The sequence below is a fragment of the Rhizobium sp. NRK18 genome (assembly GCF_024385575.1).
In the GTDB taxonomy this organism is placed as follows: domain Bacteria; phylum Pseudomonadota; class Alphaproteobacteria; order Rhizobiales; family Rhizobiaceae; genus JANFMV01.
On sequence record NZ_JANFMV010000001.1, the window covers coordinates 3710480 to 3733333 of the forward strand.

Genomic DNA, 22854 nt, shown 5'->3' on the forward strand with positions numbered 1-22854 from the left:
TAGACCCCTCGGCTTGTCCCGTACTTGATTCACGTCAATAAGATGCATTTCTCGCGCACCTTATTGTCGCACCCGGCTTTCGCTGGCGGCAGAGCTTTTCAGGAGAGTAATATCGAGCGGTGCGCCCAGTCCCTTTCGGCGGCCCGATGGGCGGCGACGACGATCGCGGCCTCGGGAAAGGCGGCCTTCAGCCGCTCCAGGACGGCTTGCGCCGTGGGACCGTCGAGACCTTCGGTCGGCTCGTCGAGAAGCAGGAGACCGGGCCGCCGGATCACCATGCGGGCCAGCGCCAGACGACGCTTCTCACCACCCGACAGACCGCTGCCGCCTTCGCCGAGGCGGAAGTCCAGGCCACCCTTTTCCGCAATCACCGTATCGAGTGCGGCGACATGCAGCGCGGCCATCATGTCCTCGTCAGAGGCATCGGGACGAGCGAGGCGGAGGTTATCGCCGATGCTGCCGCCGACCAATGCGGCACGTTGTGGCAGGTAGCCGACACGCTGCGACAGATCGTCCTCGGAAAAGTCGAGGATCGGCTTGCCGGCCAGCAGGATATGGCCCTTGTCGGCGGACAGCAGACCGCGCGCCAGATTGAGGAGCGTCGTCTTGCCGGAACCACTGGGGCCGGTGAGCGCCAGGATGTCGCCCGCCTTGACCTCGAAGGAAAGGGCTTCAAACAGCGGCCGCCCGGCCTGCGAGACGGAGACGTCCTGGAAGCTCAGAACGGGAGAAGCAGGTGAAAGAGCCGCGTGCGCCGATTTGCTATCGGCGGCGGAGGTTAGCGCTGCCGCAGCGAATTCGGCCTCGATCCGGCGCGCCGCATCCGTCATCCGGCCCAGCTCGCCGATGCCGCGGGCGAGCGGTGCGGCGATCTCGGCAAGCGCGAGGGCCGCGAAGAAGCCGAGAGCGGCATGGGCGGCATCCAGCGTGCCGTTCAAGGCCGCAACAGCGCCGAGAAGAAGCGAACCGCCGGCGGCAATTGTCGCAAAGCCGGTAATGAGGAAGGCCGAGCGATGTTCGGCGCGGTCGACCGCGTCGCCGGCCGCCTGCAGTCTGTCCTGCGCGTCCATGACCGACAGGCGCCAATCGTCGAGCCGTCCGGCGACCGCCAACTCCGGCTGGGCCCGCATCATGTCGATGACGCGCATGCGCAGCGCCTGCATCGCCCTCTGACCAAGGCGTGACGGCCTGCGGGCCTTCCTCACCATCGTGACCGCTGCGACGGCAATGCCGACGATGAAGCCGCCGATCTGCCAGCCGGCGATCAGCGGCGTCGTCAGCCATGCCAGCAGGAGATAGGCGACGACAAAGGTGACGGCGGCCGCGGTGAAGGGAATGACCAGCCGCAGGGCAAGACCGTCCAAGGCGTCGATATCGATCGTCAGGCGGTTCAGCCGTTCCGAGCCCCGCAGCCTGGAGAGAGCGAGCGCCGGGCGGCGCAGCATGGCGGCCAGCACCTGTACCCGTAGACGGGCGAGGCCGCGCAGGGTCGCATCGTGGGTGGTCAGTCGCTCGCCATAGCGGGCGGCGGCCCGGCCGAAGGCCAGCATGCGCACGCCGGCGCTCGGACGGAAGACATCGAAGACGAGGCCCGCCCCTGCCCCGCCGGCAATCCCGGCGGCGGTGATGAACCAGCCGGAGAGCCCGAGGAGCGCCATGCTGGCGGCCGTCACCGTCACCGACAGCAGGACGCCAAGCAGAAGCGAGCCGACGTGACCGCGCCAGACGCGCCGGAAGACGTTGAAAAGCGCTCTCATGAGCGTGCCTCCAGCCGGATTTCGCGATCCATGCGGGCAATCAGCGCCGGGTCGTGGGTGGCGACGATCAGGGTTGCCCCCAACTCGGCGGCGGCGAGCAGGGCATCTGTGATGCGGGCTGCGGTCAGCGCATCGAGATCCGCCGTCGGCTCGTCGGCGATAATGACGTCGGCATTGGCATAGATCGCGCGGGCGATCATCAGCCGCCGGGCCTCGCCGCCGGACACACCGGCACCGTTCTCGCCAAGCCGGGTGTCGGCGCCGCGCGGCAGGCCGGCGACCACATCCGACGCCTGCGCCTTGTCCAGAGCGGCCGAAAGGCGGCCGGGATCCGCATGCGTTTCGGCAAGCGCCAGATTGGCTCGGACGCTGGCATTCAGGAGATGGGGATGCTGGCCGACATAGCCGATGCGGGCGCGCCAGGCATCGGCGGTATCGTCATCGAGCGGCCGGCCGGCAATCGTCAATGCGCCGTGATCCGGTTTTGCCAGTCCGGCGAGAAGATAGAGCAGCGTGCTCTTGCCGGCGCCGCTGCCGCCGGTCAGCGCGACCTTGTCGCCGGGTTCGACAACGAAATCCGGAAAGCGAATGTGCCGGCCGGCGCTCATCGACAGACCCATACCCTCCGCACGGATGGCAGGCGCACCGCCAAGCGGCGGCTGCTTTTCACCAGTGCCGAGAATGGTGTGAGCCGTCCCCCGCTCCAGCGCCGCCACTTCGCCCGCCACCGCCAGAGCGGCCGCGCGGTCGTGCCAGGCCGCCGCCAGCTCGCGCATGGGCAGGAAGAAATCCGGCACCAGCAGCAGGATGAAGATGCCGCCGGTGACCGAGAGCGGGGTGCCGTAGGTGCCGAAGGAAAACGTGCCGAGCAGGCTGAAGCCGACATAAACGGCGGCAAGCGCAATGCCGAGGGCGGCGAAGAGTTCGAGAACGGTGGAGGAGAGAAACGCGACCCTGAGTACTGCCATCGTGCGGGCCCTCAGGCTGTCAGCCGCCGCCTCGAAGCGCGCGAGCGTCGCGGCTTCAGCATTCAACAGCCGGATATCGAAGGCGGCGGTCAACCATTCCAGCAGCAGGCCATTGAGCGTGCCGGTCTCGGCGAGATGCTTCTCGCTCGCGTCCCGCGCCGCAAAGCCGATCAGCGCCATGAACAGCGGGATCAGCGGCCCCGACATCAAGAGGATCAGCGCGGCCGCCCAGGACCAGAAGAGCGCGGCCGCGAGAATGACGAGCGGGACGACGGCCACCTTGATGGCGGCGACGCGGTAGCGCGCCATCCACAGGATGAGAAGTTCGAGCTTGTTGCCGACCAGCGTCGCCAGTGCCGCGGAGGATTGGCGGTTGGAGGCGAGCGGCGAGACAAGGCTCTCCCGCTCGACGATCCGCCGCCGCTCATCCGCCACAACCATCTGGGCGGCGCGAAATGCCCGGCGCGCCGCATGGGCTTGGCCGCCATGCCGCAACAGGCCGAAACCGACAAACAAACCGGCAGCGAAGACCGCCTTCTCAACCGTCGCCGTGCCGGCCACCAGCGCCCCTATCAGATCGGCCGCAACATAGGCCTGGACGATCCAGAGAAGCGAGGCGGCGCTGGCAAGGGCTGCCGCGGCGAGGATTGGCCTGCGGCTTTTCTTTTCCAGCGCATCGAGGGCGCGTCTGGCCGGATCATCGGAGGAATGGCGGGGCATGGAGACAAAACAATCTAAAAATATATCCTGGATGCATCTTTTACGCTCACGCTACGGGCAGCCATGATCTCGATCAAATCCCAAATTGCCGCGGCCCTGTAAAACATGGGCCTAGTGGTGGGGAAAATCTGACATGCGGCTGACGACAAGAACCAATCTTGCCATCAGGACACTGATGTATTGCGCGGTGAATGCGGAAACGATTGTCCGCAAATCCGACATCGCCTCGGCGTGCAACGCCTCCGAGAACCATCTCGGCCAGGTCGTGCGGCTTCTGGCTCAAAATGATTTCCTCGATGCGACGCGCGGGCGCAACGGCGGCATGCAGCTTGCCAGACCACCGCAGGAGATCGGCATCGGCGCCGTCTTCCGGCTGTTCGAGGCCGACCTGCCCTTCGCAGAATGCTTCAGCCAGTCGAACACCTGTCCGCTCGTTGCGGCATGCTGGTTGAGAAACGCCATCCGTGATGCCGTCACCGCGTTCTATGCCTCGCTGGACGGCGTCACGCTGGCCGATCTCGTCGACGGCAACGAGGCGCTGGCCATCCTCCTGCGGCTGCATCCGCCGGTCTCCTGTTCCGCATCCGGTGCACCGGGCCCTCCTTCGAACCGCCCGCTCGAGAGCGGCGCTTTCTGACATCAAGGCGGGCGCGAAAATCGGCGGATCGCGACCGGTTTTCTCTCTCCAATACCCCAAATGGGTGGCGAGCACACCCGCCCGGCCTGATTAGGGTCGTCTCGCGCAGGAAAGACACCTGCGGAAATCATCAGACGACACTTTGCCCTCAGGGGCGAAACCAATTGGAGCTGGGGACGTGAAAGAACTCATCAAGGCCCTCGTTGCGGGCACGGCATTGCTATCACTGGCCGGATGCAACTCGACTGGCAGCAAATCATCGGACATCGTGGTCTCTGCACTCGGCAATATTGTCACAACAGCAGATACCGGAGCCACCGACAGCACGGGGGATGCCACCGCCAAGTTCGCGACCGACAAGGACGGCAACATCAAGGTGACCCTTTCGACAGACGACGGCACGGACACGACGACATTTGCGGCAAGCACGGCCAACTCAACGACAGAGACCTCTGGCGAATACACCACCTATTCCAGCACCAGTGGAACAGAAACGAATTACCTGACGGTGCTTGGCGACACCGATACGCCGGAGAAGGGCGCAGCGGCGTTTATTTCCGTCGAAGACAGCGCCAGCCCCAACACGCCTACATTCCTCGCCTTCCGCAGCGAGGACGGTGTAACAGAGGATGCCAATATGCCAACCAGCGGCACGGCGACCTACACGGGAACGCTCTATGGCGGCTCCAACCAGGGCGGCACGGTCGACAACATGACCGGAACGGCCACCGTCAATGTCGATTTCGCCAACAGCAGCGTTGCAGGCACATTCGATATCGATGACGACGACACTGACATAACGTTTACCGACGGCACGATCAGCGGGTCGACTTATAATGTTGCGTCGACTGGCATCACCTACGGCACCGCGGAAATTGGCTCTGACTCGTACGTAAAAGGCGCCTTCTACGGAACGAATGCCGAAGGCACCGCCGGTACGTTCTTCGTCACAGGCGATGTGCCCGACGGCGAAGGCGGCAGCGTGTCCGCGACGGCCATGGGTGCCTTCCAGGCGGCCCAGTAACGGTATCCGAAAGCCATGTTTATCAGCCTTCGGGCCGCAGCGGCGGGGAAATGTCCTTTTCCCGCCGCCGTTGTTGCGGCCGTCATCTTTTGTCTTTCAGCCGGCCAGCCGGCCCGTGCCGAAACGCAGTTCGATCACATCAAGACGCTGATCGAGGCGCATCGCTACGCAGAGGCGATTGCTGTCTCCGAGGGGTTTTCCGCAAATCCCGAGATCAGCAAGCTGAACGTCGCCTTTACCAAGGCGCTGATCCTGAAAAACCAGGGCCGGCTCGCAGAAGCGGCGGCGGCCATGCGGCAGATCCTCGCCAGTCGGCCCGACTTTGCGCGGGTGCGGCAGGAACTGGCGCACACGCTTTACCTGATGGGCGACACGAAGGCGGCGATCTATCATTTCGAGCGGCTGTCCGACAGCACGGTCAACACGTCGATGCGGTCGCTCTACGACAATTTCATCGAGCGCAGCCGCAGCATCCGGCCATGGAGCCTGTCCGCCTACGCCTCCCTTGCGCCGAGCACCAATCTCAACAACGTTACCGATGCCGACGTCGTCTATATCGGCGGCATTCCGTTCAGGCCGAACGAGAAAAAATCGAGCGGCATCGGCGTGAATTACGGCGTCAACGGCACCTACCGTTTCGACCTGCGCAACCATACTGCGCTGACATTCGGGGCGAGCGTCTCCGGCACGCGCTTCCGCAAGACCGAGTTCGATACCACCCGGCTTGAGGCCTTCGGAGAGCTGTCGCACCGGCTGACACCGCGACTGACGGCGGCTGTCGGCCTGTCCTCCGAATATAGCTTAAAGGGCGGCAAGCCGTATCGCGCCGCGATCGGGCCGATCGCTTCGCTACAATATTCCTGGGGTCGAGCCGGCGTTTCCTCCGTGCAGTTTTCCTGGCGCGGTGTGGACTATATCGACATTGATGCGTTCGATGGCGCCGAAACCTCGCTCGGATTGCGACACCGCTACGCGTTCGACACCACGAGCAGCGTGCTTGGCGGGCTGGACGTGACCTATGTGGCGGCCCGGCGGGACTACAACACCTACATGAAGTATCGCGTCTTCGGCAAAATCTACAAGGAATGGACGAACGGCATCATCACCGATCTCGAGATCGGGGGCGAAATCTCGCGCTATGCCGGGGATTTTCCGCTGACGTCAGAGCATAGGCAGGATCGGCAGGTCGATGCCACGATCGGCGCAACGTTCAGAAACCTGCAATACCGCGGCTTCGCGCCGCGGCTCGAATATTCCTACACGCGGAACTTCTCCAACATCGATCTCTACGACTACGACCGGAACACGGTCGCGCTCTACCTGACCAAGAAATTCTAGCCCCGGCAGGACTTCTCAGCACGCGAGCCCGGCTGGCAGGCGGCGGCCGGCGAGGAAGTCGACCAGATCCTTGAAATGCGACACCGCCACCATATGGCCGCCATCGGGTATGGCGGTGACGCTGACATGGTCGTGTTCGTCTTCCATGGCCTCCACCTCTTCGATCGGGGTCATGTGGTCGTCCGTGCCGTGAAAGAAGTCGACGGGGCAGTCGAGTGAGCGGATCAACTGATCCCAATGCACGCGGCTGACGGCCAGTTCGTCGGCGAACTTCTCCGGCGCGGCGCTCAGGAAAAGATTGATCCACTCCGCCATCATGCCCTCTCCTATCAGCTTTCGAAGCGCGGCAAGATCGCTCGGCCTGTCGTCGTAGACGCGGGCATAAGCCGTTGAAAGCAGCTTCTTGGTAGAGCCGAAGCGGGAAAACAGCTTCAGAACCTGCCGGCTGATCGCCGGATTTTTCCGGGTCGCCCTCAGGAAGGCGTGCTGCCAGCTACCCGATTTTTCGACCTGAAGGGCGCGCGAGGGCGGAAAGGGACACCCCGACAGGACGAGTCGGTCGATGACTTCCGGCGCCTGGCGCGCCAGCATCACCGCCCATGGCGTGCCGGAATTGTTGGCCACGCAGGTCACCGGTCCGCCGATATAGGTCTTGACGTATTCGGTGATATCGGTGGCAAGCTGCTCCATCAGGATATCCGGCTCGCGCACTGCCGATGGCCAGAAATGACGCGGGACGACATGCCAGCGCAGACCGCGCTCCTTCAACAGGGCAACCTCATCCGCCGTAAACGGCAGAACGGACGTCCAGGTGTGGAAATAGAGGATGGAACGGCCACCCCTCGCCCCGATTTCCCAGGCCGGCAGCTTGCGGCCGGAGGCCGGCGTATATCGAAGGCGCAGGATCTGATCGCCGAATTCCGCCCTTGCGAGCGCATCTTCGCGGCCCGCCCCTTCGTCCAGCATCATGCGCGCGCTCAGATGCTTCAGCAGGACCAGTGATACCGTCTTGACGATACCGCGCTGGTTGGACACCTGAAGCTTGGCGAGAACCGTCTTCAACTGCTTGCGCTTGGTCTCGTAGGCGGTGCCTGTCAGCGTGGCAATGTCGCGAAGCTCGTGACCGGTCAGCAGGAGAGAGATCAGCCGGAACTCACCGGCCGTGATCTTGACCGGCGTCTGAAAGCCGCCGACCGTCTCTTCGATGAGCTCCCTGTCGATTCGGATGACCAGCGTCTGGGCATTGCGCGCTGCCTCCAGCGCCTCTTGCGGGGTCACGGTTGCAAAATGCAGCCGGCCGTCGAATTCGAAAAAATCGGCAGGTGGGCCCTGTTCGTCCTGCGCCGTCACCCGGGCCGGAAATCCGTCCTGTTCATCCGCCATGTCGAGCCGGACGCCGTCCTTGTCATAAAGCGCAAGTGGAAGACCGAAGCGAGCCTTGATACGCGAGAAATCCTCTTCACTAACGCCGCCTTCGGCAGTCGATATCCAATCCGACTTGTCTATGGAGATCCCGAGATGCTTCGGGACAGAGGTAATGACTTCAACATATTGACTCAACCCGCCGTTTTTCATCCGTCAAAAATCCATATTTTCTGTGTCGATGCTGGTGATAGCCCGATTCAGGACAAAATATTTCGCCCATTGCCGCAGATAGGCTTTAAAATATGGATAGTTTAACCGCAGATTGTGAAAGTATTTCAAGGAAAAAGTGACACGCCTGCCACCATGGCCACTGCCATGGCAAATCAGCCGTCAGGAGCGAACCGGCCCGGCCGATACGCAAACTGCTGCGAAAGGCCGGTTGCCCGGCCTCTCTCGTGGTCATATGCGCAGCGTAGCGTTACGTCCTCAGAACCCGATAGATGGCCGGGATCACGAGGACGGTCAGCAGGGTCGACGAGGCTAGGCCGAACAGTAGCGAGATCGCCAGGCCCTGGAAGATCGGGTCGGTGAGGATGACCGCCGCGCCGATCATGGCGGCCAGTGCCGTCAGCAGGATCGGCTTGAAGCGGATCGACCCGGCCTCGATCAAGACCTCGGTCAGCGGCCGGTCTTCCGATCTTGCGTGGCGAATGAAGTCGACGAGCAGGATCGAATTGCGGACGATGATGCCGGCAAGCGCGATGAAGCCGATCATCGACGTGGCGGTGAACGGCGCATGGAAGATCCAGTGGCCGCCGAGGATGCCGATGAAGGTCAGCGGGATCGGCGTCAGGATGACGAGCGGCACCTTGAACGAGCCGAACTGGGCGACGACCAGGATATAGATGCCGATCAGGGCGACCATGAAGGCAGCACCCATGTCGCGGAACGTCACCCATGTCACTTCCCATTCGCCATCCCACAACAGCGTCGGATGGCTCTCGTCGGTCGGCTGGCCGTGCAGCGAGATCACCGGCTTTTCGAGACCCGTCCAATCCATTTTGTCGATCGCGTCCTGGACGGCGAGCATGCCGTAAAGCGGTGCTTCGTACTGACCTGCAAGCTCGGCCGTCACCATCTCGGCGAAGCGGCCATTGTGCCGAAACAGGGGATAGGACGCCTGCTCCCGCGATATCTTGACGACATCGCCGAGTTCGACGACGGCGCGCGAGCCGGGCAGAACATTGGCCGGAACCGGCGTCGACAGGAACCGTTCGTCGAGAACCTTGGCGCCCTTGGGCCTTGCGATCTCGATCGGGATCGGCGCGCGTCCGCCGCCACGATGCGAATAGCCGACAACCGTGTCGCCATTCAGCGTCTTCAACGTGTCGAAGACATCGCTTTCCGAGACCCCGTAGAAATCAAGATCGTCGGTGGAAATCGTCGCGCGCAGCCGTGGCGCCGGAGTGCCGAAGGAATTGTCGACATCGACGATGAAGGGAACCGACTTGAAGGCCTCCTCGACCTTGAGCGCCACGGTGCGGCGGGTCTCGGCGTCGGGTCCGTAGATTTCGGCGAGCAGCGTCGCCATGACCGGCGGTCCCGGCGGCGGTTCGACAACCTTCAGCGAGGTGCCATCCGGCATTGCGATGTCCTTCAGCCGATTGCGCAGGTCGATGGCGATCTCGTGGCTCGAGCGGTCGCGATCGCCCTTCGGCGTCAAGTTGATCTGCACATCGCCCATGTCGGGCTTCGAGCGCAGATAGGAATGGCGTACCAGCCCGTTGAAATTGAAGGGTGCTGCGGTTCCGGCATGCGTCTGCATGGAGATGACTTCAGGCTCGGCGAGCGCGACGCGCGCCACCGCCTGGACCACGGCATCGGTGTCTTCGACCGACGAACCTTCCGGCAGGTCGACCGTCACCTGCAGTTCCGACTTGTTGTCGAAGGGCAGCAGCTTGACGGTCACGTCCTTGGTATAGAACAGCGTCAGCGAGCCGAGCGTGGCGACGCCGACGGCGAGGAGGAAGATCCAGCTGCGCGTCTTGGTCTTGAGGATCGGGCGGGCGACCGCGGCATAGGCGCGGCCCAGGCGACCGCCGGTGCCGTGGTCGGTGTCGGCATGCAAATCCGCCTTGCCGGCGATCTTCAGCATCAGCCACGGCGTGACCATGACGGCGACGAAGAAGGAGAAGATCATCGCGGCCGACGCATTCGCCGGGATCGGGCTCATGTACGGCCCCATCATGCCGGAGACGAACATCATCGGCAGGAGTGCCGCGACCACGGTCAGGGTTGCGACGATCGTCGGGTTGCCGACCTCGGCGACGGCCTCGATCGCCGATTGCCGCCGGTCGGAGCCGCCCATGCCCCAGTGGCGGGCAATGTTTTCGATGACGACGATGGCATCGTCGACGAGAATGCCGATGGAGAAGATGAGGGCGAACAGCGAGACGCGGTTCAGCGTGTAGCCCATCAGGTTGGCGGCAAAGAGCGTCAACAGGATCGTCACCGGAATGACGATCGCCACCACCATCGCCTCGCGGCGACCGATCGCGATCCAGACGAGCGCGATGATCGACAGTGTCGCAAGCCCGAGATGGAAGAGAAGCTCGTTGGCCTTTTCGTTCGCCGTCTCGCCATAGTTTCGCGTGACTTCGACCGAGACTGAATCCGGCAGCAGCTTGCCCTTCAGCTCATCGACCTTGGCAAGAATCTGATCGGAAACGACGACGGCATTGGCGCCGGCGCGCTTGGCGATCGCCAGGGTGACGGCGGGCACGCGCACCGGCTCGCCGTCCTTGCCACGGGTGATGGACGAGACATGGGTGTCGGCAGTGTCGGTGACGAAGGAGACATCGGCGACGTCGCGCACATAGACCGGCCGGTTGTCGCGCGTCGTCAGCAGGAGATTGCCGATCTCGGCCGGAGAGCGCAGCGTCTCGCCGGCGACGACGTCGATCTGCTTGCCGCCGTCGCGCACGAGGCCGGTGGAGAAGGACCGGTTGGCCGCCGTCACCTTGCCGGTCAACTGCTGCAGCGTGACGCCATAGAGCGCAAGCTTTTCCGGGATCGGAGCGATACGGATGGCGTCACCCGTCTCGCCGACCAGATAGGTGAGGCCGACATTGTCGATGGTCGACAGCTGGACGCGCAATTCGCTGGCAATGCGGGTGAGGTCATTGGCCGTGACGCCGGCGCCCTTGTCTTCGGACGGCGTCAGCGTCAGGGCCATGATCGCCACGTCGTCGATGGTGCGACCGACGATCATCGGTTCGGGAATGCCGACCGGAATGCGATCCATGTTGGCCATGATCTTGTCATGGACGCGCAGCACCGCCGCATCGCCGGACGTGCCGACGAGGAAGCGGACCGTGACCATGACCTGATCGTCGCTGGTCTGCGAGTAGACGTGCTCGACGCCGTTGATACCCTTGACGATTGTTTCCAGCGGTTCGGTGACGAGCTTGGCGGCATCCTCCGCCTTCAGCCCCTCGGCCTTCACGAAGATATCGACCATCGGGACGGAGATCTGCGGCTCTTCCTCGCGCGGCAGCGTCATCAGGGCGATGAGGCCGAGCGCGAAGGCGGCGAGCAGAAAGAGCGGTGTCAGCGGCGACGAGATGAAGGTCTTCGTCAGGCCGCCGGCAATTCCAAGGCCGTGCTTCATGGCAGCTGAACCTCTTCGCCGGCAGCAAGGCCCGTCAGGATCTCGACCATGTCCTTGCCCTTGTCGGAGACCGTCTGGCCGATCACGACGGCGCGCTCGGACGTGACGCCATCGGCGATCACGGACACATAGTCGACCCCGAACCGGTTGACGATCGCAGCCTGCGGGACCAGCAGCGCCTCGTGACTGCCGACCGGCAGGCGGACAAGCACGCGGGCGTTGACGAAGGCCGTCGGCAGATCGGCGACCTCGACATCGGCGATCACCCTGCCATTGTCGATTTCCGGATAGATCTTGGCAAGCCGGCCTTCGGTGGCGCTGGTGCCATCGACGCCGTCGATCTCGATTGCCGCGCCCTGTTTCAGCGTGGCGGCATGGCGCTCGGGAATGGCGAGACGCAGGAAGAAGCCGCCGCCACCGACCGTGGCAATGGTTTCACCGGCCAGCGCGACGGCGCCTCGGGTCACGGGCACGGTCAGCACCTTGCCGTCGACCGGCGCCAGCACCTGCCCTTCCTTCGCCTGCTCCTCGATGACGGCACGCTGTGCTTCGGTCGCGCCGATCTGGTTGGCGATGACGTCAACCTGAGTGCGCAGCTGGTCGAGCCGCTGCGTCGTGGTCACGCCGCTTTTCAAAAGTTGCTCGCCGCGCGTCAGTTCGCTCTGCGCGTTGGCGAGCGATGCCTGCAGGCCGGAAAGCTGGGCATTCGTCGCGGCAATCTGAAAGTCTATCTTGTCGTCCTTGACCAAGGCCAGCACATCACCGGCCTTGACGGTATCGCCCTCGGTCACGTTCAGCGCAATGATGGTGCCACCCAAACGGGCGCGGGCGGGAACGCTGTCGCGCGCTTCCACCCGTCCGTAGACAGCCTTCCATTCGGTCATGCTGGCCGGTTCCAGGCGCAGCGTCTCGGCTGCGGCGTCAACCGCGCCGCCCGCGAGACCAAGCGTCAGAGCGCCGGACAAGACGAAGGCTTTCCACCCCATTTCGGTATCCCCTGCTTCTATCAAAACGCGTTGCCCGGCCGGATGCCGAGCTTCTTCAGGATCATGGCCGCCGGGCAGAAGCCGGTGAAGGCCGATTGCAACATGTTGGCGCCAACAAAGACGGTCAGCCAGACGAAATACGGGCTGACCGCATAGGTCAGCACGAGAGATAAGAGCACCATGAAACCGGCAAAGCCGAGAACTGCACGATCAACGTTCATCTGAACCTCCATAACATATAGTAAAATTCATATATTTATGTCCGATAAGCTTTGCAAGTGCCCTTCTGTCCATGCACCTCCCCTGATCTCGGTACGCCGGTTCACAGCCCGGCAAGGCTGGACGTCAGCCAGTCGACGATCTGCCGCTCTCCCATGGCGCCCGAGACCCGCGCCACCTCGCGGCCGTTCAAATAGAGCAGCATGGTCGGAATGCCGCGGATCGACAGCCGGCCTGCGGTTTGCTGCTCATCGTCGGAATTGAGTTTCAAAAACCGGACCTTAGGCTCCAGCCGCTTTGCCGCCGCTTCGAATGCCGGCGCCATCGACCGGCAAGGCCCGCACCACGGCGCCCAGACATCGACGACCACGGGGATGGTGCTCTTCTCGATCTGCCGGCTGAAGCGCCCACCGTCCACCTCGATCGGATGACCCGAAAACAGAAGCGCCCCGCACGTTCCGCACTTTGCCGTCAGCGGATCGCGGTCGATCCTCAAGCGGTTGATGCCTGCGCAGGACGGGCAGACGATCTGGTGTGCTTCTGTCATGCTCAGCCTCCCTCAGCTTCGCCGCGACATTTGACATACAGAATATTGCATATGCCTCCTGCCCGGAACTTGATCACGGTCAAGTCCCATCTTCTATCTCTGGCTGACGAGCGTGCCCTGCTCGATGATATCGCTCGGATGCAGGATGACCATGTCGCCGGCCGACAGGCCGGAGAGAACCTCGGCCGTCTCATCATTCATGTGCCCGATCTCGAGTGTCACTTGCGCGGCCTGACCATCGCGCACGGCAAAGGCGCTCCAGTCTCGCCCATTGCGGAACAGTGCTCCGATCGGGATCTGCAGGACGCCGGGGGACTGCCAGACCGTCAGCTCCGCATAGACACGAAAGCCATGGCCGAGGCGCGGATCGGTCGTATCGAGATCGAGAATGGCGTTCACCCGCTGCTCTTCGATCCCGAGTGCCGATACCTTGGTGAATGCGGCAGGATCGATCCGCCGGACGCTCGCCTCCAGCGGCTCGCCGCCCCAGTCGAGGATCCGCGCTTCGGTGCCCGGGCCCAGCTTGACCGCATCGGAAGACAGAAGGTCGACCACGATCTCAAGCTTCGCGGGGTCGCCGATCTCGGCAATCTTCGCGCCGACGGCGACGGGCTGTTCGCTCTTGGCAAAGACGGCGAGCACGACGCCATCGACAGGAGCCGTCACATTGACGCAGCAGGTGCGGCCGCCCGGTGCCCCGCTATCGTTCGGCTGCATCAGCTTGGCGCGGGCGGTGGCAAGTTCCGCCTTGCGCAGGTCGATGGCGGCGCGAGCCTCTGCGACGGCCGCCAGTTTCGTCTTGAGATCGGTCCTTGCCTTCAACAGCGTGCTTTCGGAAATGACGCTCGTCCTGGCCAGATCCTCCGAGCGCTTGAGCTCCCTCTCGGACAGGCTGAGATTGACGCTGGCGCTCTCATACTGGGTTTCGGCCATGGCGACGGCCGCCTCCGCCCCTTCGACCGTTGCCTTCAGCTCCGCCAGTGTGCGGTCGTCGATCAGCGGCGGATCGAGCGGATGGATGGCTGCAACGATCGTCGCATTCGCCTTGACCGGATCGCCCTCCTCCAGCACCGTGCGGGCGAGATGGCCGGCGATCGGCGAAGAGACCGTGTAGACGTCGCGCACCCGCGTCTTGCCCTCCTGCAGGATCGAGACCTTCATCGGCGCCTCGGCGATTTGGGCCGTGTCGACCAGCACCGGCCTTTCCCGCAGCGCGAAGGCAAATCCCCCGATGACCGCGATACCAAGCAGGGCATAGACTCCGTTTTTCAGCCAGGCAGAAGGCATTTTCGTTACTCCCTCGTTTTCAGGACGCGGACGAGATCGAGACGGTCGACGCGACGACGGACGATCAGCGCCGACAGGGCTGCGGCGATAATGACGACCAGGCTCGCCACGGCGAAGGTCGAAAGGTTGATGACGAACGGTATGCGGAACAGGTCGCTGTCGAAGCCTTCGACCACCGACCAGGAAAACAGCCAGCCGAACAGCCAGCCGAGCGGCTGGGCGAAAGCAATGATCACCGCAAGCTCGATCAGCAGGACACTCGACACTTCGGCGCGCGTGAAGCCGAGAACGCGCAGGCTCGCCAGTTCGCGCGCCCGTTCCGACAGCTGGATGCGGGCGGAGTTGTAGATCAGCCCGAAGGTGATGATGACGGCGAGAATGGTGTAGACCGTCGTCATGATGGTTATGTTCTCGGCAATCGTCTTGCGGAAATTGTCGCGCGAGACGCCCTGCAACGCGACGGCGCCAATCGCGGGAATGGCCTTCAGCTTGCGGTAAAGCGCGTCAAGCCTGGTGCGGTCGACGGAAATCCTCACACCGGTCAAGCGCGCGCCGTCGCCAGCCAGATGATCGAGTTCATCGAGGCGCATGTAGGCGACGAGGCCGACATAGCTTTCGACAATGCCGGTGACCGTCACATCGACCCGCTTGTGGTCACGGTCGACGAGATCGACCCAAATGCGGTCTCCCATGCCCACGCCGAGGTAGCGGGCGACGCGGTCCGAGATCATCAATCCGGAAGCGGGCGGATCGAGCGGATGCAGCCCGAGATCGACGATGCGGGCGAGATCGGTTCCGTCCGGGAGGCCGGTGATCGGCAGCCGCTTTTCCCTGTGCCCGTTCGTCAGGATCGCCTGCTCGGCGCGAAACGGTTCGGCGCGCATCACGCCCGGCAATGCGGCGACCGACTGAAGCGCGGCGGGACCGCGGTTTCGGTCAAAGGAAAGGGTCGCGTCCTGTCGTTCGACCTGGAAGAAGACGGCATCGATCATGAAATTGATCGAGTCGAAGGAGAACAGAGCGGTCACCAGCAGCGCTACGGAGAAGGACGCACCGACCGTCGTCAGCAGGGCGCGCAGCGGCCGTCGGATGATCTGCCGGAACGCCATCACCGTCATCTGCGAAAAGTGCCGTGTGATGGTCTGTCCGATGCCGAACACTGATCGGTAGCGGACGGGCGCCGGTGCCTGCATGGCGACCGCTGCGGGCAGGACCACCGCGCCGGCGATGGCGCGAGCCGCGCCCGCAAGCGCCGCAGCGACGGCGATGGCTGCCGAGATGACGTAAAGGTCGATGCTCTCGGCGAAAACCAGGACGGGGAAGGAATAAAATTCGGCGTAGAGACGGGTGAGACCGCGGCCCGCCCAGTTTCCGGCGGCAGCGCCGATCGCCACGCCGAGAACCGCGATGACGATGGTCAGCTTGGCATAATGCCACACGATCGCCGCGTTGCCGTAACCGACCGCCTTCAGGAGACCGATCTGCTCCCGCTCCAGAGCGATCAGCCGGCTGAGTATCATGTTGACCAGAAAGGCGGCGACGAACAGGAAGACGGGCGGGATGACCGAAGCCATGGCCCGCAACTGGATGAGTTCATTGTCGAGGAAGGTATGCGAGACCTGCCGGTCACGCAGATAGGCGCCCTGCCCGCCATAGGGCTTCAATATCACATCGAGCGCATCGACCACGGTCGCGCTACTGGCGCCGCGAAGCAACTGCAGCGCCACGTCGTTGAAAGCGCCGTCCATGTCGAACAGGCCGGATATTTCCTTCTTCGACATGTAGAGGACGCCGAAACGACGGGGGTCCGGAACCATGTCGCCCGGTCCGATGGCATAGACATACTCCGGCGACAGAACGATGCCGGTAACCGTCAAGAGGCGTTTGTGGCCGTCCATGATGGCACGGAACCGAGAGCCCGGAGCCATGCGATGCGCCTTGGCGAAGCTCTCGTTGACGGCAACCTCCCCGTCGCGATCGGGCGCCGGCAGCCGTCCGGTCCGGACATAGAGCCTGTTGACCGACGGCTGGCCGAAATCCGGAATGGAGATGACCGTGCCGGTCGCCGGTTCGCTCATTGTCTCCATGTCCAGCACGACCGGGCGGACGATGCGCAGATCCGCCCTCGCCACACCGTCGATGCCGAGGATCCGATCCTTCAAATAGTCCGGTGCGCGGGTGGCGCCGGCAAACACGTCGGCAAAGCGATAGCGCTCGTAGAATGCGCTCCGGCTTTCGTCCAGCGAGCGATAGGCGCCAATGGCGATCACGATCGTCGCCACGCCACAGGCCATGACCAGAGCCACCGCAATGATCTGCGCCCACAGCCTGGCAAAGTCCCGTGTCAGCTTGCGATCGAGCATCCTCATGGCGTCACCACGTCACCTCCGCGGGCGGGATGCGCCTGTCGTTGACGACGATGTCCTCGATGCGGCCGTCGCGGAAACTGACGACCCGGTGGGCGATCTGGCGAATGCCGGCATTGTGGGTGATGACGGCCGTCGTCGTGCCGAATTCCTCGTTGATCCGGCAGAGCACCTCGAGAATGCGAACGCCGGTCTTCGAATCCAGCGCGCCCGTCGGCTCGTCACAAAGAAGCACCTTTGGCCGTTTGGCGATCGCTCGGGCAATGGCGACGCGCTGCTGTTCGCCACCGGACAGCTGGGCCGGAAAGTGGTGCATGCGCTCCTTCAGGCCGACAAGGTCCAGCGCTTCTTCCGGCGACATGGGGTGCCTTGAGATTTCGGTCACCAACGCGACGTTCTCCCAGGCCGTCAGGCTTGGGATCAGATTGTAGAACTGGAAGACGAAGCCGACATGCTCCCTGCGAAAGCGGGTGAGCTGGCGCTCGGTACAGGCGGTCAGTTCGCTGTCCTCGAAGAAGACCTTTCCGTCGGTGGCACGGTCGAGCCCGCCCATGATGTTCAGCAGCGTCGACTTGCCGCTGCCCGAGGGGCCGAGCAGGACCGTCATCTCGCCCTCGAAAAGCTCGAGGTCGACACCGCGCAGGGCAAAGACCTCGACATCGCCGGTCCGGTAGACCTTCGTCAATTCGTCGACTCTGAAGATGGCCTTGCGCATGTTCACCGCCTTGCGGACACCCTCCCCGCAATCATACCTCGCATGCGGGGCCGATGCATTTGTTGATACATGTCAAATGCAGGAGGCCATTGAACCTTGCAGCAAAGGTCAGTCGAGGGTCTGCCGGTAGCGCAGCATGGCGACGACCGTGATCACCACCATGATCAGGCCGAGCGCGGTCATGTCCGGCACGATGTCGACCATGCCGGCCCCTTTCAGCATCACCTTGCGGACGATGCGGACGAAATGCGTGGCGGGGATGACGCTGCCGACGGCCTGCGCCCAGCCGGGCATGCCGGCGAAGGGGAACATGAAGCCCGACAGGAGGACCGACGGAAGGATGAAGAAGAAGGACATCTGCATGGCCTGCATCTGGTTTCTGGCCACCGTCGAGAACAGGAAGCCAAGCGCCAGGTTGACGACAATGAACAGGTTGAGCCCGGCGAGGAAGGCCCAGCCGCTGCCTTCGAAGGGAACCGCAAAAAGCACGAGCGCAATCACCAGAAAGACCAGCGTCTGCACATAGCCGACCAAGACGTAGGGCAGGATCTTGCCGAGCATCACCTCGGCGGGCCGGACGGGGGTGGAGATCAGCGTCTCCATCGTCCCACGCTCGGTTTCGCGCACGATGGCGACCGCGGTGATCATGATCATCGTCATCGAAATGATGATCGCCAGCAGGCCGGGGACGATGTTGAAGGCGGTGACGCCGGCCGGATTGAAATGCTTGTGGACGACGATGTCGTAAGGCGGCGCCTGTGGCGCAAGATGCTTGAGGGCGCCCGGCAGGCTGTCGGTGAGTGCCGCCTCGATGATGCCGTTCAGCGCGCCGACTGCACCGCCGGTCGCCGTCGGATCGGAGGCGTCGGCGGCAAGCAGCACCGAAGGCTTCTCGCCGCGTACGACGTCGCGCTCGAAATTGCCGGGGACGACGATGATGAAGGTCGCCCGGCCGGCGGCAAATGCCGCATCCGCCTGTTTCTCTCCGGAAACCGCGCCGCGAATGTCGAAATAGGTGGAATTGTTCAGCCCTGCGATGAGCGCCCGGGTCAGCGGTCCGCTGTCGCGGATATCGACGAGGGTCGGCAGATGGCGCGGATCGGTGTTGATGGCGTAGCCGAACAGCAAAAGCTGGACGATCGGCAGGGCCACCATCATGGCGAAGGTGACGCGGTCGCGCCGCATCTGGATGAATTCCTTGACGAGCACGGCCAGGAAGCGGCTGAAGGAGAAGCCCGTCCTCATTTGCCCGGCTCCCGGCCGCCGAAATTGTCCCTGGAGCTGGACATCAGATAGATGAAGATGTCTTCAAGTCCGGCCTTGTGCCGTGTCCAGTCGCGCGTTGCGTCCCTTTCGCGGAAGGCCTCGGCCGTCCTGGCGAGCGCATCGTGGTCGGCGCCGGAAGCGTGCAGGGCCGTTCCGAACCGGGTGACCTGATCGACGCCCGGCGCACCCCGCAGATCGTCTTCAAGCGCGGTGAGGTTCGGGCCTTCGACGTTCCAGGTCTCCAGGCCGACCTGATCGGGAATGTCGCTGGTGCGTCCGTCGATCAGCTTTCGGCCATAGGCGATATAGGCGATGAACTCGCACTGCACCGCCTCGTCCATGTAATGGGTGGAGACGAGCACCGTGACGCCACGGCGCGACAGGCGGCGGATCTCGTCCCAGAATTCACGGCGTGCCTTCGGATCGACGCCGGCGGTCGGTTCGTCGAGAAGCAGCAGGTCCGGCTCGTGCAGCATGCAGGCGGCCAGCGCCAGCCGTTGCTTCCAGCCGCCGGAGAGTTCGCCGGCGAGCTGATGAGCGCGGTTGCGAAGCCCAAGGTCTTCAAGCGCCTGTTCCACCCGCTGGCGCCTTCGATCCAGCCGGTACATGCGGGCGATGAAGTCGAGGTTTTCGCGGATCGACAGATCCTCGTAGAGCGAGAATTTCTGGGTCATGTAGCCGACCCGCTCCTTGATCCGGCTACTGTCGGTCCTGATGTCCATGCCGAGACAGGTGCCCGAGCCGGCATCCGGGGTGAGCAGCCCGCAGAGCATGCGGATCGTCGTCGTCTTGCCGCTGCCGTTCGGGCCGAGAAAGCCGTAGATCGCGCCGCGCGGAACGCGAATATCGAAGTTGTCGACTACCGTCTTGGTGCCGAACACCTTGGTCAGGCCGGTCACGTCGATGACCGTCTCGCGATCCTGTTCCCCGTCGCTCATCGGCTCGAACCGTCGGCCGGGCGAACCGTTACCGGCTGGCCGACGGGCGGGCGGAAGCCCTCCGGGTCCAAGCGGGCCTCGGTCATGAAGGTGAGCCGGCTGCGCTCGTCGCGGCTGTAGATCAGCGGCGGCGTGAATTCCGGCTCGGAAGCCTGATAGGTGACGGTCGCTTTGAATTCGCCGTCACAGCCGTCGCATTCCGCCATGACCCGCGCGCCGATCGCAAATTGCGTTCGCACTGCTTCCGGCACGAAGAAGCGCAGCTTGAGGTCACCTGTCCGAACGATCGACAGAACGGGCGCGGAGGGGCCGGAGACTTCACCCGCTTTCAGGAAGAGACGATCGATCCTGCCGGCGACCGGCGCGGCGACATGATAATGGCCGAGCGCCGTCTCGGCCTGCGCGACCGCTTGCTGCGCCGCCTCGGCCTTCGCCTTCGCCGCAGCAATCTGCTCCGGACGCGCCGGCAGTTCGGCTGCGGCGAGCTGTGCGTTCAGCTGGCGAACCTCGGACGCGGCCTTTTGCAGGGCGGTGTCGGCCTTGTCGCGATCGGAGGAGGTCGCAACCCCGCGCACGGCAAGGGCGCGGATCCGTGACGCGTCCGTCGTTGCCTGCTGCAGGGTCAATTGCGCCTGCTGCAAGGTCTGGCGGATGACGTCGAGTTCCGCCTCGCGGGAGCCGGTCTCGAGATTGCGGACATCGGCTGTCGCGGCATCGGCCTCCGCCCTTGCCTGCGCCAATGCGCTTGCCGCAGCGGCATCATCGAGATCGAACAGCGGTAAGCCGGCCGCAACCTCCTGGCCCTCGCGGACGGTGACATCGGTGAGACGACCGGAGGCGAGCGGCGCGACATAGGTGTAGTCCGCCTCGACATAGCCGGAGAAGCCGGTGGGCTCGGCCGGCGAGAAGAGGCTCAACAGGGCGGTGAAGGCTGCCCCCAGCCAGGATTGGACCTCATTCATCGTCTTTCTCCCGCAGCAATCCGTTCATCAGGATGTCGACATGGGAGCGCAGGAAGCTCTCCTGCGCTTCTCGCTCAGCGCTTCCAAGGCCGAAGACCTGGAAGAGGATGAGGTTGGCAATCAATGGACCGACGACGGCACGCACGGCATGATCAGGATCAATCCGGCGGAAGCGGCCCGATTGCATGCCGCGCTCCAGCACGATCTTTCCGGCGGCAAGGCCGCGGTCCAGAATTTCGCGGCGATATATCGCGGCAAGTTCCGGAAAGAGCTTGGCTTCCGACAGGATGAGACGAGGCACGGCCGCCGTTCGCTGGTCGCCGAGACGGCCGCCGACAAGCTGGATCATCCGCACGATGTCCTCCGCCGGATCGCCGGAAAGGTTTTTCGCCAGCGCCGCCACGTTTTCGGCGACCGGGACGAGGGCCCGTTTCACGATCGCCTCGATCAGCGCTTCCTTGTTGGGGAAGTAGAGGTAGACCGCACCCTTCGAAATACCCGCGCGCTCGGCGATGTCCTCGACACGTGTCATGGCAAAGCCGCGCTCGATGAAGAGATCGAGCGCTGCATCGAGCACCTCGTCGGGGCGCGCTGTCGGACGGCGGCGGAACTTCGGAGTTTGAGGCATGACGATCCCGTTTGCACGAATAAATAACTGACCGGTCAGTTATATAATACGAAACATGGCGACTGTCGAATCCTTCATCCCCGCTCGATTTTGCGGCTTTCCCGGCGCGCCATGAAAGGGACTTGAAAAAATTCAACAAGTGTCGGATAAAAAATCAACCAACCTGACGAATTTGAAAATGAATTTCATAGACTTCGCATTTCTGACCGAAATTCGATTGACTGGGAGGAAAATTTGTCAGAGCCTAAGAAAATAAATTACGAAAACACGACGTATCGTAAAGGGTCCCATCAATGAGAGTAGGTATCATCGGTCTCGGCTACCGTCTTGGATATCTGAGTTACGTGTTCAATGCGCTGGACAAGGAGTTCCAGATCGCCGGCTATGTGGACCCCGCGCCCGCCGGCATGAAGACCCTCGACGAGCACGGCATTTCGCCCGGCAACGTCTATGCGACGCCCGAGGAACTGATCGCCAACGAGACCTTCGACTTGCTGATGATCGGGTCGCCGAACCACATGCATCTCGAGCATATCCGCATCGGTCTCGAAGCCGGCTGCAAGGTGTTCTCCGAAAAGCCGATCGTCACGACGCTGGAACAGACCTACGAACTCGCGCACCTGCTCGCCAAGTACGGACACGACCGCCTGATGGTCGGCCTGGTGCTGCGCTATTCCCCGCACTACAAGAAGCTGCGCGCCGCCCAGGCGGAAGGCCTTCTCGGCGAAGTCGTCTCGATCGAGGCATCCGAGCATATCGAACCCTATCACGGCGCCTTCTTCATGCGCGACTGGCGCCGTTACGAGCGCTATGCCGGCGGCTTCATGCTGGAAAAATGCTGCCACGACCTCGACCTTTACAACGGCGTCGTCGGCTGCCGGCCCGAGCGGGTGGCAAGCTTCGGCGGCCGCAAGAGCTTCATTCCGCAGAATTCGCCCGCCAATCAGGGCACCAACGACATGGAAGTCTATCACCGCAAGCCGAGCGGCTGGATGAGCACCGACAAGGTGTTCGACAGCGATGCCGACATCATCGACTTTCAGACCGCGATCGTCGAATACGAGAACGGCGTGGCGATGACCTTCCACACCAACCTCAACGTGCCGGACCAGTTCCGTCGCTTCTGCGTCATCGGTTCGAAGGGCATGGCGGAAGGCGACTTCATCCGCGGCTATGTCGACGTTCATGACGCGCATACCGGCAAGAAGGTGGTCGAGGAGCGCTACAACACGAGGACGACGCTGTCGCAGCATTACGGCGCCGACGAGCAGATGGTCGAAGACATTCTCGACCACATGAAGAACGGCACGCCGCTGCCGGTCTCGGCGCTCAACGCCATGGAAGCCGGCGTCCTGGCAATGGCGATGGACGAGGCCCGGCGAACGCGCTCGGTGGTCGACTTGCGGCCCATATGGGCGCGGTTCGACGCCGCACTCCAGGCACAGGCCGCATAATCAAGCA

Annotated in this window: 18 protein-coding genes; 4 read left to right on the forward strand and 14 right to left on the reverse strand. The window is 63.3% G+C overall.

The annotated features are described in order from the left end of the window. Nucleotides 1–98: 98 nt before the first annotated feature. Together cydC and cydD are read right to left on the reverse strand one after the other, a co-directional pair. Nucleotides 99–1757, reverse strand: a complete 1659-nt coding sequence (cydC, locus tag NN662_RS17640) for a thiol reductant ABC exporter subunit CydC (RefSeq protein ID WP_261931521.1) — start codon at nt 1755–1757, stop codon at nt 99–101. After that, entirely contained in the window at nt 1754–3445 is a 1692-nt protein-coding gene (gene cydD, locus NN662_RS17645; RefSeq protein ID WP_261931522.1) for a thiol reductant ABC exporter subunit CydD, read from the reverse strand. The genes cydC and cydD overlap by 4 nt, the downstream gene beginning before the upstream one ends. A gap of 133 nt (nt 3446–3578) precedes the next feature. Here cydD and NN662_RS17650 point away from each other — a divergent pair, with 133 nt between their 5' ends. From NN662_RS17650 to NN662_RS17660, 3 genes are all read left to right on the forward strand, one after another. Next, the gene (locus NN662_RS17650) at nt 3579–4082 is read left to right on the forward strand and encodes an RrF2 family transcriptional regulator (protein ID WP_261931523.1); all 504 of its coding nucleotides are present in this window, start codon (nt 3579–3581) and stop codon (nt 4080–4082) included. Between the two features lie 178 nt (nt 4083–4260). Beyond that, complete coding sequence (locus NN662_RS17655; RefSeq protein WP_261931524.1) at nt 4261–5106, forward strand: transferrin-binding protein-like solute binding protein; 846 nt, start codon at nt 4261–4263, stop codon at nt 5104–5106. A gap of 15 nt (nt 5107–5121) precedes the next feature. Then, nucleotides 5122–6444 carry a surface lipoprotein assembly modifier gene (locus NN662_RS17660; protein ID WP_261931525.1) on the forward strand — a complete coding sequence of 441 codons (1323 nt, stop codon included), beginning with the start codon at nt 5122–5124 and terminating at the stop codon, nt 6442–6444. Between the two features lie 15 nt (nt 6445–6459). Here the strand turns inward: NN662_RS17660 and NN662_RS17665 are convergent, their stop codons facing one another. From NN662_RS17665 to NN662_RS17720, 12 genes are all read right to left on the reverse strand, one after another. Further along, entirely contained in the window at nt 6460–8004 is a 1545-nt protein-coding gene (locus NN662_RS17665; protein WP_261931526.1) for an alpha/beta fold hydrolase, read from the reverse strand. A 283-nt stretch (nt 8005–8287) separates the two neighbouring features. Further along, on the reverse strand, nt 8288–11479 hold the full coding sequence (locus NN662_RS17670; RefSeq protein WP_261931527.1) for an efflux RND transporter permease subunit: 3192 nt from the start codon (nt 11477–11479) through the stop codon (nt 8288–8290). After that, on the reverse strand, nt 11476–12465 hold the full coding sequence (locus NN662_RS17675) for an efflux RND transporter periplasmic adaptor subunit (protein ID WP_261931528.1): 990 nt from the start codon (nt 12463–12465) through the stop codon (nt 11476–11478). The genes NN662_RS17670 and NN662_RS17675 overlap by 4 nt, the downstream gene beginning before the upstream one ends. A 20-nt stretch (nt 12466–12485) precedes the next feature. After that, nucleotides 12486–12686 carry a DUF2892 domain-containing protein gene (locus tag NN662_RS17680; RefSeq protein WP_261931529.1) on the reverse strand — a complete coding sequence of 67 codons (201 nt, stop codon included), beginning with the start codon at nt 12684–12686 and terminating at the stop codon, nt 12486–12488. Nucleotides 12687–12787: 101 nt separating this feature from the next. Then, the gene (gene trxC, locus NN662_RS17685; RefSeq protein ID WP_261931530.1) at nt 12788–13231 is read right to left on the reverse strand and encodes a thioredoxin TrxC; all 444 of its coding nucleotides are present in this window, start codon (nt 13229–13231) and stop codon (nt 12788–12790) included. A gap of 93 nt (nt 13232–13324) precedes the next feature. Then, nucleotides 13325–14518: an efflux RND transporter periplasmic adaptor subunit gene (locus NN662_RS17690; RefSeq protein ID WP_261931531.1), complete on the reverse strand. Its 1194-nt coding sequence runs from the start codon at nt 14516–14518 to the stop codon at nt 13325–13327. 5 nt (nt 14519–14523) lie between these two features. Beyond that, nucleotides 14524–16887 carry an ABC transporter permease gene (locus NN662_RS17695; RefSeq protein ID WP_261931532.1) on the reverse strand — a complete coding sequence of 788 codons (2364 nt, stop codon included), beginning with the start codon at nt 16885–16887 and terminating at the stop codon, nt 14524–14526. 4 nt (nt 16888–16891) lie between these two features. Further along, the gene (locus NN662_RS17700; RefSeq protein ID WP_261931533.1) at nt 16892–17599 is read right to left on the reverse strand and encodes an ABC transporter ATP-binding protein; all 708 of its coding nucleotides are present in this window, start codon (nt 17597–17599) and stop codon (nt 16892–16894) included. Between the two features lie 108 nt (nt 17600–17707). Beyond that, nucleotides 17708–18844, reverse strand: a complete 1137-nt coding sequence (locus NN662_RS17705) for an ABC transporter permease (RefSeq protein ID WP_261931534.1) — start codon at nt 18842–18844, stop codon at nt 17708–17710. Beyond that, nucleotides 18841–19803 (reverse strand): ABC transporter ATP-binding protein, encoded by a 963-nt coding sequence (locus NN662_RS17710; protein ID WP_261931535.1) that lies wholly within the window; start codon nt 19801–19803, stop codon nt 18841–18843. The genes NN662_RS17705 and NN662_RS17710 overlap by 4 nt, the downstream gene beginning before the upstream one ends. Further along, the gene (locus NN662_RS17715) at nt 19800–20765 is read right to left on the reverse strand and encodes an HlyD family secretion protein (RefSeq protein ID WP_261931536.1); all 966 of its coding nucleotides are present in this window, start codon (nt 20763–20765) and stop codon (nt 19800–19802) included. The genes NN662_RS17710 and NN662_RS17715 overlap by 4 nt, the downstream gene beginning before the upstream one ends. After that, nucleotides 20758–21393 carry a TetR/AcrR family transcriptional regulator gene (locus NN662_RS17720; protein WP_261931537.1) on the reverse strand — a complete coding sequence of 212 codons (636 nt, stop codon included), beginning with the start codon at nt 21391–21393 and terminating at the stop codon, nt 20758–20760. Before NN662_RS17720 ends, NN662_RS17715 begins: the two co-directional genes overlap by 8 nt. Before the next feature lie 293 nt (nt 21394–21686). Here NN662_RS17720 and NN662_RS17725 point away from each other — a divergent pair, with 293 nt between their 5' ends. Next, nucleotides 21687–22847, forward strand: a complete 1161-nt coding sequence (locus NN662_RS17725; RefSeq protein WP_261931538.1) for a Gfo/Idh/MocA family protein — start codon at nt 21687–21689, stop codon at nt 22845–22847. Nucleotides 22848–22854: the final 7 nt, after the last annotated feature.